Annotated in this window: 14 protein-coding genes, 1 tRNA gene and 2 pseudogenes; 12 read left to right on the top strand and 5 right to left on the bottom strand. The window is 53.4% G+C overall.

The features are described from left to right. The first annotated feature begins 36 nt into the window (after positions 1-36). The 7 genes from CAURI_RS13430 (at position 37) to CAURI_RS13415 (ending at position 8,888) form a co-directional block, all read left to right on the top strand. Positions 37-3,831, top strand: coding sequence for an AMP-binding protein (locus CAURI_RS13430; protein ID WP_100067412.1), 3,795 nt, complete (start codon positions 37-39; stop codon positions 3,829-3,831). A gap of 9 nt (positions 3,832-3,840) precedes the next feature. Next, on the top strand, positions 3,841-4,071 hold the full coding sequence (locus CAURI_RS13700; RefSeq protein WP_157753241.1) for a tautomerase family protein: 231 nt from the start codon (positions 3,841-3,843) through the stop codon (positions 4,069-4,071). Then, complete coding sequence (locus CAURI_RS00080; protein ID WP_012468093.1) at positions 4,064-5,005, top strand: pseudouridine-5'-phosphate glycosidase; 942 nt, start codon at positions 4,064-4,066, stop codon at positions 5,003-5,005. The genes CAURI_RS13700 and CAURI_RS00080 overlap by 8 nt, the downstream gene beginning before the upstream one ends. Then, positions 5,002-5,922, top strand: coding sequence for an EamA family transporter (locus tag CAURI_RS00075; protein ID WP_012468092.1), 921 nt, complete (start codon positions 5,002-5,004; stop codon positions 5,920-5,922). The genes CAURI_RS00080 and CAURI_RS00075 overlap by 4 nt, the downstream gene beginning before the upstream one ends. A 15-nt stretch (positions 5,923-5,937) precedes the next feature. Beyond that, a complete protein-coding gene (locus tag CAURI_RS00070; protein ID WP_236660801.1) occupies positions 5,938-6,579 on the top strand; it encodes an NAD(P)-dependent oxidoreductase in 642 nt (213 codons plus the stop codon). Beyond that, positions 6,579-7,382, top strand: a complete 804-nt coding sequence (locus tag CAURI_RS13425; RefSeq protein ID WP_010187825.1) for an MBL fold metallo-hydrolase — start codon at positions 6,579-6,581, stop codon at positions 7,380-7,382. Before CAURI_RS00070 ends, CAURI_RS13425 begins: the two co-directional genes overlap by 1 nt. 789 nt (positions 7,383-8,171) lie before the next feature. Continuing rightward, positions 8,172-8,888, top strand: a complete 717-nt coding sequence (locus CAURI_RS13415; protein ID WP_157753243.1) for a GNAT family N-acetyltransferase — start codon at positions 8,172-8,174, stop codon at positions 8,886-8,888. Positions 8,889-8,967: 79 nt separating this feature from the next. On the opposite strand, the gene CAURI_RS00060 is transcribed toward CAURI_RS13415, so the two are convergent. Then, positions 8,968-9,042, bottom strand: a tRNA-Val gene (locus CAURI_RS00060). A 217-nt stretch (positions 9,043-9,259) separates the two neighbouring features. On the opposite strand from CAURI_RS00060, the gene CAURI_RS00055 reads away from it, so the two are divergent. The 4 genes and pseudogenes from CAURI_RS00055 (at position 9,260) to CAURI_RS00035 (ending at position 12,482) form a co-directional block, all read left to right on the top strand. After that, a complete protein-coding gene (locus CAURI_RS00055; RefSeq protein WP_174878611.1) occupies positions 9,260-9,523 on the top strand; it encodes a hypothetical protein in 264 nt (87 codons plus the stop codon). Continuing rightward, positions 9,523-10,152, top strand: a complete 630-nt coding sequence (locus CAURI_RS00050) for a recombinase family protein (RefSeq protein ID WP_010187834.1) — start codon at positions 9,523-9,525, stop codon at positions 10,150-10,152. The genes CAURI_RS00055 and CAURI_RS00050 overlap by 1 nt, the downstream gene beginning before the upstream one ends. A gap of 241 nt (positions 10,153-10,393) precedes the next feature. Next, complete coding sequence (locus tag CAURI_RS00045; RefSeq protein ID WP_010187835.1) at positions 10,394-10,633, top strand: DUF3923 family protein; 240 nt, start codon at positions 10,394-10,396, stop codon at positions 10,631-10,633. Between the two features lie 1,136 nt (positions 10,634-11,769). Beyond that, positions 11,770-12,482, top strand: a pseudogene (locus CAURI_RS00035) (IS6 family transposase). 171 nt (positions 12,483-12,653) lie between these two features. On the opposite strand, the gene CAURI_RS00030 reads toward CAURI_RS00035, so the two are convergent. Both CAURI_RS00030 and CAURI_RS14030 read right to left on the bottom strand, forming a co-directional pair. Beyond that, positions 12,654-14,018, bottom strand: coding sequence for an MFS transporter (locus CAURI_RS00030; protein ID WP_010187840.1), 1,365 nt, complete (start codon positions 14,016-14,018; stop codon positions 12,654-12,656). Between the two features lie 261 nt (positions 14,019-14,279). Next, positions 14,280-14,498 (bottom strand): annotated as a pseudogene (locus tag CAURI_RS14030) (hypothetical protein); the annotation flags it as partial. Between the two features lie 104 nt (positions 14,499-14,602). Between CAURI_RS14030 and CAURI_RS00020 the strand changes: the two are divergent. Continuing rightward, a complete protein-coding gene (locus CAURI_RS00020; protein ID WP_012468090.1) occupies positions 14,603-15,322 on the top strand; it encodes an ArsR/SmtB family transcription factor in 720 nt (239 codons plus the stop codon). Here the strand turns inward: CAURI_RS00020 and CAURI_RS00015 are convergent. Both CAURI_RS00015 and CAURI_RS00005 read right to left on the bottom strand, forming a co-directional pair. Continuing rightward, a protein-coding gene (locus tag CAURI_RS00015) for an IS3 family transposase (RefSeq protein ID WP_100067413.1) occupies positions 15,323-16,569 on the bottom strand; the annotation gives its coding sequence in 2 pieces (ribosomal slippage) (positions 15,323-16,245 and positions 16,245-16,569; 1,248 coding nt in all). Positions 16,570-17,277: 708 nt separating this feature from the next. Next, positions 17,278-18,228, bottom strand: coding sequence for a replication protein RepA (locus CAURI_RS00005; protein ID WP_010187845.1), 951 nt, complete (start codon positions 18,226-18,228; stop codon positions 17,278-17,280).

Genomic DNA, 18,228 nt, shown 5'->3' with positions numbered 1-18,228 from the left:
CCAAACTTTCTCCTCCCACGAAAACAGGTACCTGCGATGCGCACCCAGCCGATTCACAAACAAGACTTAGGTCCAACCAGTATCGAAGAGATCCAGGCCGTTCTGACTGGAAAGTCAAATTTTGCCATAGTGTGTCAACCTGGATTGCATGTTTCACTACTAGCGATTTACGCGCTCTCACAGGGCAAGTCATACATTCCGATAGATTCGAATTACCCAGAACAGAGGATTTGTCAGATTCTGGAAGACTCAAAATGTGAACTTGTGTTTACAGACGTCTCTCCAGATAAGTGCGCACCGTGGCGACTTGATCGCGAAATAATTCAGCTTTCCGAGGCGTTCTTCAATCTTGCTTCAAGTCTAGCTTCCGAGGGGTTCAGTTCATTTAGCGCTACTGATCTGCTCACAGATCCGAAGGGCCTCGCCTACACTATCTTTACGTCGGGCTCGACTGGGAGACCCAAAGGAATTTCTATCTCTCGCTCAAACATTCACAACCAGCTGTGCTGGCTTTCAGCTGAGGTTCACCTCTCTTGCACCACGAGAATTCTTCAGAAAACACCAATTGGATTCGATGCTGCTCAATGGGAAATTCTCGCACCACTAGCCGGAAGCATGGCCGTTCAAGGATCCATTGGATCCTACCGAGATCCCTGCAAAATAGTTGAGGATGTCAAGAAAGGGTCGATCAACTCCCTGCAAGCTGTTCCCGCGCTTATTCAAGCAATCGTTGATATTAACGGCTTCCGTGAAATGAGCACACTGTCAAAACTTTTTTCTGGCGGAGAGACACTTTCATGGAAATTAGTTCACGAAATCAGAGAGCAGAACCCGTCTATAGAAATAGTAAACTTATACGGGCCAAGCGAATGTACAATTAACGCTTCAGCTTTTTGCATCAACACAAGCATAGACGCCTCCTCACGTGAAATAGGTTCGGTGCCAATTGGAACTCCCGTAGCGAACACTTCATTCTATTTGGACACAGGTTCGGGAGAAGGGTTCATACGCCCACGGCCTCATGCACAGGGTGAACTTATTATTTGTGGCGAACAAGTCGGCTTAGGGTATTTAAATAACGAAGCAGAAACAGATAAGCGCTTCTTCGAAATTGCAGGATCACCTGCTTATAAAACAGGAGATCTCATCCGTTGCGACTCTAATGGTCAACTCATCTTTGTTGGACGAACTGATAATCAGATCAAACTGCGCGGAAATCGCATTGAACTTGACGAAATATCCCACCACTACCAGGCCCATCCATGGGTGACTAGAGCTGAGTGCGTAGTAGTTTCAGACGAGAACGTCACCTCCTCCCAATCATTGGTCGCATTTATGCAACTGTCGCCAAATGCGGCTCCCCTTATGGATGGTTCTGAAGCTGAAACGCACCATTTGTCAAAAGAAAGTCATCTCCAAGTACAAGCTCAGCTATCGAATTTGGGAGTTCGACGCGATCTAGTCGGACCCAGCCTGGACTTCTCGCAAAAAATGGCTGGTCGCCTCACTAATGCGATTGAAGAGTATAGCTTTCAAAGGAAGACTTACCGCTCTTTTGGATGCGGAGACGTATCGACTGATGACATAGATAAGTTGGCGCAACTCTTTGCTAACCACGGTCCCACACCACATCCGTTATTTCAAGAACTAGTACCGGATATAGAGAAGGATCCAATCGCTGCAATTCTATGCGGATTATCTGCGTTTTTTAGCGATTCACGTCTGCTTCCGAAGTATTCGTACGCATCTCCGGGATCCCTGTACTCTATCCAGACTTTCATAAGCTTTGGGCCAGAATCGGAACTAGCAGGGTCTTTATTCTATTTTGATCCTGTCCAGGGCACCCTTCTGAAAGTTCCAGGCAACAACCCGTGCGACAGAACTCAGTTACATTTCATTTCGCATACCGAGGCAATATCAAAGGTTTATAAGAAGAACGTGCGTGAGGTTCAATACTTCGAGCTTGGTCACTTACTAGGATTCATTCGAGATCTTCTCGAAGGAACAAGCCTCATCCCAAGGTTTTCGGAAGGCACACGTCCCGAGAGTATCGTTCCAGTTTCACCAACTGACATCTACCTCGGAAGCGTGACACTCGAGTTCGATTCCTCTTCGCAGTCTCAAACTCACACGTATCTGGAAGAACCCAACTGGTTTATTACGGTGCCGACTGAATCCGAACTCGCGGAGCCTGGTGTTTACAAGTACGTAGACGGTCAGCTTGAAGCCTACAAAACGTCTACTTCAATACTTCAATCCGACGTGATAGCCATAAATCAAGAGGTGTTTTCTTCGTCATCATTCGGCATCGGTCTATACTTCATTCGAGAAGAACTTGAGGCTCAGCGCCATTACGTTTCGTTAGGCGCAGCCCTGCACAGGCTACAAGCACGATGCCCTTCATTGGGTTTTATGTCATCTGGCTACAGTTCCTTCAGCGGCAATCCCCTTCCTTCTGCACTGAAAGCGGCGCAGATCCTCAATGTTGACGAATCTCTTAATGAGCTGGCCTTCTACTATGCACTGGCTGGGCCTATTTCAGCGGAACAACGTTCTCATCGCGGTATGAACGAAGACCAAGTACACATGGAAGGACCGACCGAGATCATCACACGGCAGATCAAAGAAAAAGTCCCTTCCTACATGATGCCTGACCGTGTCGTCGTAATGAACCAACTTCCCCGTACTGCTAACGGAAAGATTGATCGGAAAGCTTTAGTCTCGATAGCGTCCGACAAGTTCAAGACTAAAGTTCGAAATGGCCGACTCCCCGAAACAGAGAATGAGATTGCCGTGGCGAAAGCATGGTCTCAAATTCTAAAGTGCACTGACATTCGCGCGAACGACAACTTTTTCGACCTCGGCGGGAACTCAATCCGAGTAATGATGCTAATCTCGCAACTTCGCGAAAACCTTGGAATAAAGGCATCGCCACAGTTGCTTTTCGCAAATCCAACCCTCGAGAAATTTGCCGATAGTATTAGTGGCAGCCGTGAAACATCTCGCGCGATAGACCTTATCCAACCGGCCACAAATATCACGAACCAAACTTGTACAGTAATGTGGCCCGGTCTCGGCGGTCTTCCACTCAATCTGAGGAAACTCGCCGGATCTGTGAATCTCAACGGCCGCGTTCTTGGCATTCAGGCCCAGGGTCTAAATGAAGGCGAAGAAATACTAAAAGACCTCGACGAAGTAGCGCGTAAGGATATTCAACTGTTACCTAAGAATGCAGAGTTAAATTTAATTGGATATTCCTTTGGGGCACGTGTAGCCATCAAGGCAGCAACACAACTGGCTCAAATGGGAAGGCAAGTACGTTCGCTGACACTCCTTTGCCCCGGAAATCCCACTTTGGCGCCAGACAACAGCATTGAGCAAACCGGTTCCCGAGATAGCAGTGTCGACAATCCAGAATTTCTAGGAATGCTTCTAAGCGTATTCAATTCACCCCTACGAGCGGACGACTTTCGTTCAGCTCGGCGGAGCTGTCAAACAATTGAGGATGCTATCAAATTTATTCACGCAAAGAATAAAGACATTAGTTACGGTCAGGTGTCACGCATCGTCAGGCTCGTTGCTACGCAATATCAGTTCGAGTATACATTTGACGAGATTGAGCACTACCAGCCAGTTTGCCCCACACTGGTCGTAAAAGCAAAGGGCGATAAATACTCGTCTATTGATGCACTACTCAGCGCAAATGGTGAATTCATGAAATCGATCGAAGTGGAAGTAGATCATTATGAGATTTTAAAGCCGCCATTTGTAACCACACTTGGCAATACAATTCGAGATTTTCAACACTATTCGTCAACCGTAAATAAGTAGGAGAGCACCATGCCCCATATTGAAATCTATCATTTCCCCAACTCAATGTCGGACTCAGATCGAAGCGCACTCGCTGACGAAGTAACGGAAGTGATTGCCGCACATTTCCCTACAAAGCCTGGAAAAGTATCAATTCGCTTAAATTCCATAGATGAGAGGGATTGGGAGGAAGCTGTAGTTGAAAAAATGCTAATCCCTCAACGAGCCACGTTGATTCGGGAGCCTGATTACCTTGCATAATGTACCTATCGAATACTCCGACGAGGTCCAAAACGCACTATCCAACGGCCTTCCAATCCTCGGCCTAGAGTCGAATGTTCTCTCCCACGGCTTACCTTATCCTCGCAACCTGGAGATGTTTAACGCTTGCGATGAGATAATCAGATCCAACGGGGTTGTTCCTGCTCTAACTTTTATTCGAGATAAACGGATCTGCATAGGCGCCAGTCCGAAAGATGTGGAGTTATTGACCGATGACCCGAAGCCTATCAAGGTGTCAGCTCGAGATATCGCACTCTGCATAGCTCAAGGGAAGGTGGGGGCCACAACAGCAAGTGCTTCTATAGCAATATGTGAACTTGCAGGTATCAGAATCTTCTCCACAGCAGGACTTGGAGGTGTTCATCGGGATTTTTCCGAGACTTTGGATGTATCTGCAGATCTACATGAGATTTCGAGTCGTAAAACAATTGTTGTATCCGCAGGTGTAAAGAAGTTCTTGGACATTCCCAAGACTTCGGAGGTCTTGGAATCTCTAGGGGTACCAGTTGTAGGCTTCGGGACATCAGAATTTCCCGCATTCTATTGCAGAAAATCCGGTGCATTCCTAGAAAGTTTCAGTCAAGACCCTATTGAAATAGCAACTGCAGCTGCCACACACATCGAGACTGTTGGCCCAGGAGGATTCCTAATACTAGTTGCACCTAGTAAGGAGATCGCACTAGACGACGAGCTGGTGGAAAAAGCAGTTCAAAGATCTCTCATAAATGCAAGTTCTCAGGGGGTTCGCGGCAAGGCAATCACGAAGTTTGTGATGCGCGCCATTGATTCAGAGACCGATAATCGCTCCCAAACGGCGAACTTTGACGTGATGGTTGAAGTGGTAAATGCCGCAGCTCAAATCGCTAGAAGCCTTAAACCTGAATTCTTCCTCGATTCAGTAGCGAAGAAATGAGGTTAGATATGACCAGTACTCAATTTACGTCGCGTGACAATTTCTTGTGGACACTAGTCACCGCATCTGCGCCAATAGTTTGGGGCACCACATACGTTGTAACAAGCCAACTTCTTCCAGCGGGATTTCCCTTCTGGTCTAGCGTCCTGAGGGCACTACCCGGAGGGATCCTCGGTTTACTGATTTGCCGCTTCCTTCCGAAAGGCGTTTGGATCATCCGATCAGTAATACTTTCCGTGTTGAACATCGGCATTTGGTTTCCGCTCTTGTTCTTGGCCGCGTATCGACTTCCCGGAGGAATTGCGTCTGTGCTAGCCGCCTGTCAGCCTCTCTTCGTGATCACCTTCGCATGGCTACTCACAGCACAGAGTCCCACCTTCTGGCGCATTGGCTGGGCGGTATGCGGAGTTTTTGGAATTGCAATAATGGTCCTCGCTCCCGGAGCTAGCCTCGATTGGGTTGGCATTGCAGCAGGGATAGTCGGGACCGCCAGCATGGCTCTCGGAATTGTACTGACAAAGCGATGGGGGCGCCCCACCGATGCATTCACTTGGACATCTTGGCTGTTGAGTTGGTCGGGCTTGATGCTCATCCCCATAGCGTTTCTTCTCGAAGGGAATCCCCCAGCGCTTACTTCCACCTCTTTAATGGGTTACCTCTGGCTCTCACTTGTGGGTGGCCTGCTCACTTACTGGGCTTGGTTCTCTGGACTGGCCAAAGTATCTGCAGTTTCCGCTGGGTTCCTGCCACTGCTTTCACCACTAGTAGCGACTTTGCTCGGTCTCGTGATTCTTGGAGAGAGCCTGAGCACCATTCAGTGGCTCGGATTCCTGCTATGCCTGTGCACAATTCTCTTGTCCCAGCTTCAACCCTCACAGTTTCTCTCGTTTCTAAAGTTCAAAGATTCTTCTAGCTAAAGGAGTTTGATGAAGATGCATATTCTTATCCTCGGAGCCAACGGTCAGGTTGGCGCGGTTTTAAGCCGTTTGGCAATTTCGCGAGGGCACTCGGTTTCAGGTGTAACCCGATCGAGCACACCGGATTTCTTGTCTGGCCCCGGCACCCAACTTATCCACGGCGATGCATACGACAAAAATTTTTTGACCTCTGTAGCGTCCGGTGTTGACGTCGTGGTTAACGCGACCCGGCCCAGCCCCGGCAGGGAAGCTGAATTAGTCCAAGGAAGTATCAACGTTGCGGAAGTCTGCCACGACCTCGGTGTGAGGTTGGTGGTCAGCGGTGGAGCTGGAAGTTTGCCAGTCTCAGACGATGAGGGTGCACCGCGAACAATCAATACAGAATTTGTTCAGGATGCCTGGCGCGACATTGCTGTAGCATCAACCAACCAATTCGACACCTTAATGGAAAGTCTTCCAGACTCCGACTGGACCTACGTTGCCCCCCCAGCCAACTTGATCGACGGACCTGAACTGGGAAACTACCGATTGTCATTCTCATCCCTCGTCCAAAACCAGGACGGAGTCAGCGAGCTAAGTTGGCGCGATTTCGCCGACCTTCTTCTCAACGAGATCGAGTCTCCTTCTGGGCACCGAATTGTAACTGGAGGATACTAATGGAAAAGCTCAGTCCCATTTGCAGGAACTGTGGGGTCGAAAATCGCGGTGCACCTGACCCGGAACCGGGAAGTTGTGAGATCTGCAACGATGACCGACAGTATCTAGACCCAAACGGGCAAAAATGGATCTACCGTGAAGCTCTAACAGACTTCACAATTCAAGCCACTGAACTTGAACCAGATGCTTATGCACTAAAAACGGAGCCCGTGATTGGAATAGGGCACACGTCCTACCTGCTGAATGTTGGCGACGGTTGGCTTCTCTGGGATCCACTTCCCATCACTTTTCGGAACCAAACTCCAACCCCCAGAATTCAGCAAGGCCTCCACAATGTCTCTATTGCTGCAAGTCATCCACATATGTTCGGAGCTCAATCTCATTGGGCGGTCGAATACAACGGGACGGTACTCGTAAATGAACTCGACTTAAAGTGGTCGAATGAAGCCATCTCGCGCAAGGTGGTGTGGCGTAAAGAGGTGGATTTAAGCCCAAGAGCAAAACTCGTTGAACTGGGTGGCCACTTCCCAGGTTCAAGCATTTTGGTTTGGAAAAATTCAAGTGGCGGAACCTGGCTTTTTTCATCGGATACAGCCCAAGTTCGTCCGAACGGGCATTTTGCATTCATGTGGAGCTACCCCAACTTGCTCCCATTAGGCCGCACCGAAGTAGACAGAATGGTAGATCGATTTCCTCCCACGAATGCCTCGAAAGCATTTGATAATTTCGGACGCAGTGTCACAGGCGACATTGACAACATATTCAGACTGTCCGCCCAGAACCACAATTCTCACCTAGTCTGAGCCCTCAAAAAGCGACGCCCATTTTAAAAGCTGTCAGCCCAAAAGCCGATCCGGGATATATGCGACAAAAGTGTGTCTTTTTGTCGCATATCCCCCAAAGCAAGTAATTGTTTGTCCTATTTTTCGCTCCGGTTGCGGGCGCGCTGTAAGGCGGTATGGTTTTGGGTGTCCGCAGCGCGCTTCCCCCGGCGCATAGTCGGACGGAAGGAAAACAAAAAGCCACAATCCCCCGCACCCCCGCAGGTGGCTTCTCCCCAGTGCTTCCAGCGACGAGAAGCACTGGGGAGTTTCCTTTTATTGAGCGTCTTCCAGCTTCTCTTTGAGACTGGTGGCCAGACCTAGAAGTTCGTCCGGGCTATCTGCAGGGGCACTGTTGGGACAGATTTCTCTGTGCCGCGCACGAACTTAGCGAGTGTGCCGGCGTCGCGGGCCAGTGGGGAAGTGGCAGGCAACTCCGCTTGTATTACCTGTAGGTGCTTGGCGGCACTGTTGGCGGAATCTAGTGCGTACTTGTAGTCTCCAGTATCCCCGTGCGCCCCAATAAACAACACACACAGGTGTGTGTCCTGGGCTTCATGCACAATGTCCGTCACGCCACTTCACCCCTCTATCCTTTCCCCAGTTACACGGCCAAATAATTTTGTCCCGTTAGGTTTTGTTGCTTTTAGCTTTCCCCAGCTCGAACCGATAATGCTTCAGTAATCCTTATTGTGCAGGAGCTATTCCATGAGCGCGAGGGAAATGCACAGCCCGTTTTAGAATAAGGGTATGTGCCATGATGAGTCTCTAATGATCACGAATATCACGTCAGCTCCAGCGCGGAGAAAAGTGCAAAGAATCTTTCAGGAGCATATTCCAGATGCCTCCAAGCTTCTTTTAGATAAGAAGAAATATGAAGATAGTCGGTCAGTTCTGCTTCAGTGCGCAATTGACGAAAAAATAGTTGGTGGATTATTGGCGCTGCACCCCTCAACACAACTTGATGAGGGGTTAAGGAGCGTAGGTATGACTGTCAAAGACGATTTTCCTGAATCTCTTGCGACGAGGTCAATCGTTGAAGTTGCTGTTCTTTCTGAATATCAAAATATGGACATCGGTCAAAAACTGGTCGAGCAGGCAGAAAAGGCTTTCGTCGAAGCAGGAGCTACTATTTCTTTGCTATACGTAGATAGTAGATCGCCAGAAAGCACTCACCGCTTCTGGAAGAAAATGGGTTATACGCCTGGAGACCCAAACAAAAAAGGGGAGTATTGTACTGGCTTGCCGCCAGAAGCATCCACCATGGCGAAACTGCGTAGTGGCAGGGCGGGCACAGCTTATTATCGCTACCTAGAATCTCCACGAAAGCTTCAAGTAGCAAAAACACCATCAACTCAAAGTCAGCCAGAGGCCACCACCGTTGAAGTGGCAGAAACTCCAAGAAGCTGGCTTCGTCAGCGACCTTTATCGATTTCACTATTAACAGCGATAATTGTCGTTGTTAGCGTTTTGTTTTGGATTCTTTAATAAGGAAAGAAAGAATGGACAGCACTCCTAGTGCTGTCCATTCCGCGCCTGCGGTCAAAATGATGAATCGCTCACCACAACGGCCTGGTGGGACTCGAACCCACGACCTAGCCCTTAGTTAGAGGGTTGCTCTATCCAGCTGAGCTACAGGCTGAAACCAGTATTTAAACTGGTCAATAGTACTTTACCGCAGGAAAATAGGGGAAGCAAAAGTCGCGAAGCAGCTACAGCAGCGGGTCATCGCTGCTCATTATGGGTACACCCTATTGTTACGCCGTTCTGGGGCAGAATGTTTCCTGTAAAATAGGGCCGTTCCTAGCATTGTTTTACACGTGCCTAAGAGGGTCTAGGCCTTATGTTTACAGAAAGTGGTGAGTGTGGTGTTATCGTCTGACGGTTTCCATATTGAAAGTCATATTGACTCTGTGCCCGCGTTGGCGCGGGTGAAAGATCTGCATGGTGGACTCTCGTCGGGGCAGCAGGCGTTGGGCAGGATTGTGCAAGCTTTGCTTGCTAACGCTGATGGCCTCGACGGCATTCAGCTGTACGCCCTCTCGGATGCAATCGAGTCGTATCGTGATGCGGTCATTGCCCAGGAGAATGCTGCCTTTAAACCCTCGCGGGGCGAAGACTAATGGGCAAAAGCTCTGGTTCGCATGGGCAGCGGGTGGGCTATATCCGTGTTTCAACGGTGGAGCAGAATAATCAACGCCAGAAAGAACTACTCAATACGTCTGGAAGTATTGACCGTTTCTTTGAAGATAAGATTTCCGGCCGCACCAAGACTGAGCGCCCTGGGCTTAGGGAGTGTATGGCCTATGTGCGCGACGGTGACGAACTCGTCGTCTCGTCGATTGATCGCCTCGCCCGATCACTAACCGATCTGCGCGGTATTGTTGATGAACTCACCGACAAGGGCGTGACCGTCACCTTCCTGCACGAGAACCTATCCTTCTCGAAAGACACTAGCGACCCACGCGCGGATCTTATGCTGAGCATCCTCGGCAGCTTTGCAGAGTTTGAGCGAGCCATTATCCGCGAACGCCAGGCGGAAGGTATTGCACTGGCGAAAAAGGCCGGCAAGTACAAAGGCCGCAAACCCGCCCTAAACCCACAGCAAGTAGCGGAGATTAAGCAGCGCGTGCTGGCGGGGGAGTCGAAAGCGTCGTTGGCGCGGGAGTTTGGGGTTACTCGCCCTACGGTGTATCGGGCGTTGAAAAAACGCCTAAAGCAGCGCGAGATAAGGGTAAATAACGTGGCCTAAACTAGGGAAACTCGGATTTTGAGACTCTGCACCATCTTCCACACGCGGCAAACACATGCCAAAGTGTAAGTGACATTTACGCCTGTCTTGTGCTCGGAACGCTTGAAACGTCCCTGATGGGGTACATCACTTTGCTACAATTCCCACTGCAAAAGTTTTATAGGAAACATTTGTTTCTTAGATTGGCACTTGGGAAATAACTTCAACTTACTCCACACTCACTAGGGAAAGGTAGAAACTTGTGAAACTGTCGTGGGCTCTATGGTGGACTGTTACCCTCATTGAGGTACTGAGTTTTATAGCGCTTTCCGCCTTCCTGTTGGTGCGATCAGAGGATGCAGCGGGAGCTCAGCAAACTATTGAGCTAAGGTTGTTAAATGTCGCTATCCCAATATTTACCTACCTCATCCCCTTTGTCCTTCAGGTCGTGTGGTTCATTTTGAACAAGCGTGCAGAGAAGAAAGTTACACACCGCCCTTAATGTTTACGCCTTAAACCGAGGAAGTAAGTTCCCTTTTTAGAAAATCAGCGCACCCGCCAGTCCCACCATATGTCTTGCCATATGGTGGGACATATGTTATAGCGTATGTTTAGCCATACGCTAAAGCATATGTCTAGTAATACGTAGTCCTAGCTGCTCTTTCGTGCGTCTAGCTAGGGTGTTGGTCGGTAAAATCGACGGACTTGAACACGGCCACGAACAACTCGGTGCGCGTTTCCTCTCATGGGTGCCTTCTACAAAGAGAAGCGGCGAACTTACACCACGCGTTCCACTCAACGCAGCCTGCTAACGTTATTTCTGGTTCACAATCACGCCCCGCTACTTGTGGTGGGGTATGTGCGTGGCTTCCTCGTCGGTGCGCGGTAAGGCCCGCGCGTGACGTGGGTCGTCCCGCGCGCCCTTTTTCAGGCGAGCGGACAACCCTACGACGTAAAAGGGAGGTAGACAATGGGCAAGCACTCATTGGATACACCCGGTCGCAAAAGAAAAGACCTTGACGCCACGAAGCTTAGCCGGCTCGATGTGGCAATCAAGGTCATAACACTTGCGACCGTAACAGTGAAGCTCATCGCAGTGACGCTTCACATGGGTCTTTAAGGCCCGAGGGTCTCAACGAGTAGCCGCTCGTTGGGGCCCTTTTTATTGTGCAGCCGCAATTCAAAGGTGAACTGTGCTGTCACGTTTTAGGCTAATGGGCGCGCGAAGGTTTCGCAATACTCCCACACTGGGGCATAGCTTCTCTTTCTCTGCTGCGGGCAGAAATCTGCGTAGTCGTTCGCCCTCCTCTGTGCGTCCGAGAGTCCTGCCATATGGCGGAACATATGTTTAGGCATATGTTATAGCGTATGTTCCGCCATATGCTAAAGTATATGTTCTGGGTTATGCAGATTTACCTGCTAGTTCTTGCGTTTAGGCGGAGTCCGAAAATGGTAGTCCACAGGGCTAGTAGGCCGAAGGCGATGAGCAGTGCAGCCAGTTCTCGCGAGAGACCGGCCTGGGTGAAGAGGAAGGAGGGGACAAGGATCATTGCTGCGCTTATGCTGCCTCCAAGCGCGGCGTAAGGTGCTGTTGCAAAGTTGGGGCAGTAGGAAGAGCGACGTGAAATAATCACAGCCATGGGTATCTTCTCCGGTCGTCATTTCCCCCGTGACATCATTCTATGGGCAGTGCGGTGGTACTGCCGCTACGGGGTGAGCTACCGCGATCTGGAGGAAATGATGACTTCAGCGGGGCGTGCCGGTCGATCACACCACGATCTACCGCTGGGTCCAGAAATACGCCCCTGAGCTGGACAAGCAAACACGGTGGTACCGGCAGGTACCTGACTGGCAGGCCAGTTCCTGGCGGGTGGATGAGACCTATATCCGGGTCGGCGGCAGGTGGTGCTACCTCTATCGGGCGATCACCGCCGGTGGTCAGACCCTGGCCTTTTACCTCTCTCCGAAGCGAAACGTGGCCGCAGCGAAGCGTTTGCTGGCCAAGGCCCTCAGATCCAATGCGTCAGCCGGGTATCCCAGAGTGATCAACACTGATAAAGCACCCTTCCTAGCCAGGGCAATCGCCGAGTTGAAGTCAAAGGGAGCCTGCCCGCCCAACAGTACAACACCGGCAGGTGAAATACCTCAACAACATCCTGGAAGGCGACCATGGTCGGCTGAAGCGGATCCTCGGGCCAAAAGGCGCGTTTAAGAACCGGACATCTGCATATCGGACGTTGAAAGAGATGGAGGCGATGCACTCATTGCGGAAAGGGCAAGGCACGATGTTTGCCAACAGGCAACCGAACCCGGACGCGGTGATCGTCAACCGGGTCTTCCAGAATATCTAAGCAGGCTGGGCCATAATGCTGGCCAGGCGACGAAGAAAGGAGTGTTCGCGGTTCTCCACCCAACTTTGCAACAGCACCCTCGTATTCGCGTTTACCAGTTTCGGAGCACAGTACGCGTTCGACTGGCGGCTTCTTCGACCTCCTCCGATGGTGTTTCATCACACAATGATTCTAAACTTCAGGTGTAACTGGCTCCTGTAGGTGGCTGATGATGGTGGCAGCAACTACGAGTGCTGCGGCACCGAAGACTCCACCGGCGACCGCGACGGCTGTGTGGAAGCCTGTGAGGAACGCTCCACTGGCGACCATTCCGCCGAGGACTGCGACGCCGACGACGCTGCCGGTCTGGCGGGCAGCATTGATGACTCCTCCTGCGATACCGACATGTTCCGGCGGGGCCGAGGCCACTGCGGCCGAGGTCGCGGCCGGCATCGCGAAGGCCATCCCGAATCCAGCTGTGAAGGTCAACACCGCGACCACCACGTAAGGGGTTTCTGCGGTGAGCAGCACGAGGCTGCTGAAGCCGATCGTGCCGACTACCAGGCCGGTGAGCATGGTGGGGAACGCGCCCCACCGGGCGACGGCACGGCCGCCCAGCGGTGACGCGACCACGGCGCTGCACGCCTGTGGTGCCAGCGCGAGGCCTGCCTGCCACGGCTCGTATCCCAGGTACTGCTGGAAGAAGAGGGAGAGCACGAAGAGTTGTCCGAAGAAGCTGATGTTGAGCGCGAGCCCTACCATTGCGGCCACGGAGAACCGGGCACGAGTGAACAAGGCCATCGGCAGCATCGGGTCCGGGTGTCGTCGCTCTGCGATGATGAACAGAGCGAGGAAGACGCCCCCGGCGATCAGCGCGCCTACCTGCCAGGGTGACCATCCGTGTTCGCCTGCGGTGATGACTGCATAGGTTACTGCCACCAGCGTGAGCACGGAGAGCACCTGTCCGGGTAGGTCCACCCGTCTCGCGCGACTGCCCGTGAGCGCGGGAATTGCCCACAAGGTGAGCAGACAGCCGATAGCGACGATGGGGAGGTTGACCCAGAACACCGCCCGCCACCCGATCGTCGACACCAGCGCTCCGCCCAGGACCGGTCCGATCGCGGCGGCAACACCTCCTGCGCCGCCCCACAGCCCGATGGCGCGTGCTCGTTCCTTCGGATCGTCGTACACAGCCGACAGCAATGCCAGAGAGCCCGGCACGATCGCTGCCGCGCCCACGCCCTGGACGGCGCGACCAGCGACGAGGAACCCGCCTGTGGGAGCGAGGGCGCACACGGCCGAGAGCACAGCAAAGACCACCAGGCCAGCGAGGTAGACCCTGCGGGCCCCGAGACGGTCGCATGCGGCCCCAGCTGTGAGAAGGAACGCGGCGAACACGAGGGTGTAAGCGTCGACGACCCACTGCAGTGAGCCCACCGTCGTGTCGAGGTCAGTGCCGATCTCGGCGAGGGCGACATTGACGATGGTCGTATCGAGCATGACGATGAAGAAACCGAGGAGGGTCGCGACCAGCGCCGTGCGCCGATGCGCGGTCATACGCGAGACTCCAGCGAAGCCTCGGCGGGCGGGTGGCCGAAGTAGGTGCGCTTGCTCAGGTCTTGATCCCAGGTCCGGTAGGACCGGTCCAGCAGTGTCGGCAGCACCAGATCGAACAGGCGCCAGGACGCGGCGAAGTGCATGTCCCGGATCTCCCTGGCCGTCTCCCCCCGGTGAGCGCGAGGAGTTGCTGGGCGACGAGGGGCCCTCGTCGAGCCCAGCTGTCGTTCGCACTGCGGAGACTCCGCCCTGGGTCTCATGGTTCTCGGCCATCCAATAGAACGGTGCCAGCCCCGCATAGCGGGGCAACGGGCTGGGGTGGAAGTTGAGGGCGTCGTAGCTCGGAACCGCGAGGAGTCGCTCTTGGCGTTCACGCTGTTCCTCGGTGGTGTCGCCGAGCCAACCCAGGTTGCGGTCAACGCGTTCCCAGTAGAAGTCCTCATCGTAGTGCCCGCGTAGCCGTTGGCGGTCCCCGTTCATCGCGATCGCTCCCTTCGCCTCCTGATGCAATGAATCTGGTGAGTTCAGACTACGCATGCGATTGTTCGGTCGTCACCGAACAGTTCCGGGTGCACACTGGAGGCATGGTTGCGCGCGTGTTTCCTGAAGCGGTCCCGGATATCTCGACAGTCGCGTCGGCTCTGGCTGACTCGTCGCGGGCGGCCATGTGTGCTGCGCTCATGGACGGGCGGGCCTGGACGGTTGGTGAACTGGGCAGGTACGCGGGCCTGGCCCGGTCGACGGCGAGCGAGCATGTTGACGTGCTCGTCACCCACGGTCTCGTCCACGACATTCGGCAGGGCCGGCACCGCTACATTCGCCTGGCCGGGGAAGACATCGCACGAGTGGTCGAGAGCCTTGGCGTGGTCGCCCGCTCGCCCCTGCCCACTCCTCACAGCCTCAGCGCGTCACGGGCGAATGCGAACCTACGTGAAGGCCGCACCTGTTATCAGCACCTCGCCGGTAAGCTCGGGGGGCGCCTGGCTGAACAACTAGAAGAGCACGAGTTCATCGACTCGCACTGTCAGGTCACTAATCAAGGTCATCGCTTGTTCATACAGTGGGGTGTGCCCCCGAAGATGCTCGACACGGGCAGGTCGTGCATGGACTCCACCGAACGCCGCTTCCACCTCGCCGGCCCTCTCGGCACGGGAATCTGCAAGACTCTGCTGGATAAGGAATGGCTTTCCCGCAGGGGTCGTACCCGGGCCGTGCGTCTCACTCCCGCCGGGCGGGCAGCGCTCAACGACGCGGGGATCTCCCTCAATGGGCCCGAACCCCGGAAAGTGGACACGGGGATTTAATCACGATGCGATAGTAAGTGTAGCTAACCCGGCGTCTTCGAAGGCGTTCGGTGAGCGGTAACCGCACCATGAATGCAATCGTTTGGTGTTGTACCGCGTGCACCACCGAAACACATCCTGGCGGCAGTCCAACTGACTAGTGAAAACAGACTCATCCTGCAGGACTTCCCGCTTCAACGAGGCGTTGAACGACTCCGCCAACGAGTTGTCCGCACTCGTCCCGATCGCGCCCGTCGACTGGGTGACACCGAAGCGCACGCATAGTCTCCGGTACTGATCAGAGGTATAAACACTGCCGTGATCCGAGTGGAAGATCGCCCCGTCTAGGCTCCCGCGAACCTTCCGGGCCATCGTCAGGGCTTCTTCAACCAACTCGGTGCGCATGTGATCAGCGATCGCAAACCCCGTCAACTGCCGCGAATAGCAGTCGATAACCGTGGCCAGGTACATATTCGACCCGTCCGCGATCGGCAGGTACGTGATGTCGCCGACGTAGACCGCGTTCGGCCTGTCCGCAGTGAACCGGCGTTGCAGCAGATCCGGAAACCTCGGGGCCCGTTTACTCGACGTCGTCGTTTTCACCCGGCGTTTCCTGGTGAAACCAAAAAGGCCCATCTGCCGCATCAGCCGGGCGGTGCGCTTGTGATTGAGACGGCCGCCTTTGCCCCGGTCGTTGACGGGATCGGAGTTGATCGCCGCAGTCACTCGTTTCGCGCCGTAGCAGCCGTTCTCGGCGTTGAAGGTGGTCTTGATCTGCGCTCCCAGCACCGCGTCATCGACGAGGCGTTGCCGGCGGGCAGGGGCAGCTGATTTCCAGGCGTAGTAAGAGGACCGATTGATTTTCAGGACCTGGCATAACCGCTTGACCTCGTAGAGGTCTCGATGGTCGTCAACGAACCGGAAGCGGTTCACCAGTTCGTCTCTTCCGCGAAATACTTGGCCGCCTTACGAAGGATTTCTCGTTCCTCGCGGAGTTTGGCGTTTTCGCGTTCCAGTACGCGGATGCGCTCGGCGTCCGACAGTCCTGAGGCAGCGGTGGCGGAGTCCGACGCGGCGATGAGGCTGGCGACTTTCTCACCGTTGGCATTGGTTTTGGTGCGTGTGCCGAAGGCATCGAGCCAGCTGCGCGGCGAGTTGCGGTTGACCCCGAGATCGGAGGCGATCGCGTTGATCGTTGCTCCGGGAGTCGACTCGTACAACGAGACTGCGTCACGCTTGAACCGCTCGGTGTAGGTCTTGCGTGGCATGGTGGAAAGGTACCTCACTTCCCCAGCGACATGCTGGTTTCAGCGTGTCCACCACCAGGGGGTCAGGTCCAACCCTTCTAGTGGAGACGTGACCTCTTGGGCTTTTAGGCGCTCTAGGATGTTTTCGAGGTCGCGTCTAAAGCGTGGGGCGTCGATGTAGCGTCCCTGGGGCCTTAGTTACCTTTTTCTGATTCTTTGCCGCTCTTTTTCTTTGTCCAAGATTCTAGGAGATACAACGGTCACGTGGAGGGTTTTAGGATTGTGGCTGTTGTGAGGTGTTTGGTGGCAACCAAATCTATTGATTTGGGCGGCAGCCCAACGAGCCGCAAGGCGAGGCGGGAGCATAAACAGTAGCTCGTAGTGAACGGTTTTGTTGGTTGATCGGCTGGGGATATAGATCTACAGGGATATAGTTATAAGCGACCTGGGAAAATAGAGAAACTCGCAGGTGAAACCCTGTGGATAACTGGCCCCGTATGCGTAAATATGCGCAGCCGTATGCGTAAATATGCGCAGCCGTATGCGTAAATATGCGCAGCCGTATGCGTAAATATGCGCAAGTGCTCTTTCCGTATGCGTAAATATGCGCAAGCTGAGCTGGCAATACGTCCGTATGCGTAAATATGCGCAGCCGTATGCGTAAATATGCGCAAGCTGTTTTAGGTAAAAAGAAAGCGCCCCGGAGGGCGCTGCTTTCCTGTGTATGGGTTAGTCGAGTTCGGGGCGAGGCGGCTTCTGTTGAACTGATGGGGCGGTTCTGGTGACGGTTACTCCGTCAGTGCCGGCTCCGATTCCCGCTTCTGGCCAAGCCTTTAGGATGTCCGATATGGCACTCTTGAAATTGCGTCGGAAGCTAGCTACATCTTGTGAAGTTTCTAGCTCTTTGGTGGAGAAGTTTGCGGCAATCATATCCCAGGTGAAGGTGTAGGCTTCGCGGTTGTTTTTGGCCAGCCAGTATTGCTTGAGGGTGAGCCAGATGTAGAGGTCCATCGCCCGGGGTTTGGTCAGCTGGCGCAGAACATTGAGATCGATGGGGATAGGAGATTCGGCAATGTGATTAAAGAACTTTTCGGTTAGCACCAGCTCTGACTCAATGAAGCTTCCCTGGTTGGGGTCTCGGGGGTCGAACCAGAGGTTCCAGCCGTCCAAGATTTGTGTATTGCTGCCTTGGGCATGCACTCCGTCATCGCTTTCGACGGTAATGGTGGAACCTGCGATACGAAGGATTTGTTCGCGAATGTTTTTCAGGTTTCCGGTAGCTCCCCCGGTTCCGCGTCCAAGGACGCCGATCGCTTGGAGGAAGTGATTCATGGAGTGACCAAGCGGGACGCGGCGCGCTTCCTGCTCGTCGATTTTTCCTTCTTTGAGTCGTCCGGCGTTTTCAACCGCACGGGTGATGACATACGCCATGATGAGGCGCGGGTACTTGCCGTAGGGGAGACCTCTGCGAGAGTAGACCGAGATTATCCCTTGTGCTGTTTCTACGACGCGCTCATTGTTTTCTGCTTTGCGGTAGGGGAAGAGTGCTTGGACGAAGAGTTTGGAGGTGTAGCCGACGTCTTGGGCTTGGAGAAGTTCTTGTGCAGCGTCGTGTTCTTGTCGGCGGGCTAGTTCTTTGACTGCTTCGAGCTTGGCGCGGCGCTCGTCTCGGGGCTGCAT

Origin of the sequence: Corynebacterium aurimucosum ATCC 700975 (genome assembly GCF_000022905.1) — a bacterium.
Lineage (GTDB): Bacteria > Actinomycetota > Actinomycetes > Mycobacteriales > Mycobacteriaceae > Corynebacterium > Corynebacterium aurimucosum_F.
This window is presented reverse-complemented; position numbering and strand designations above follow the sequence as displayed.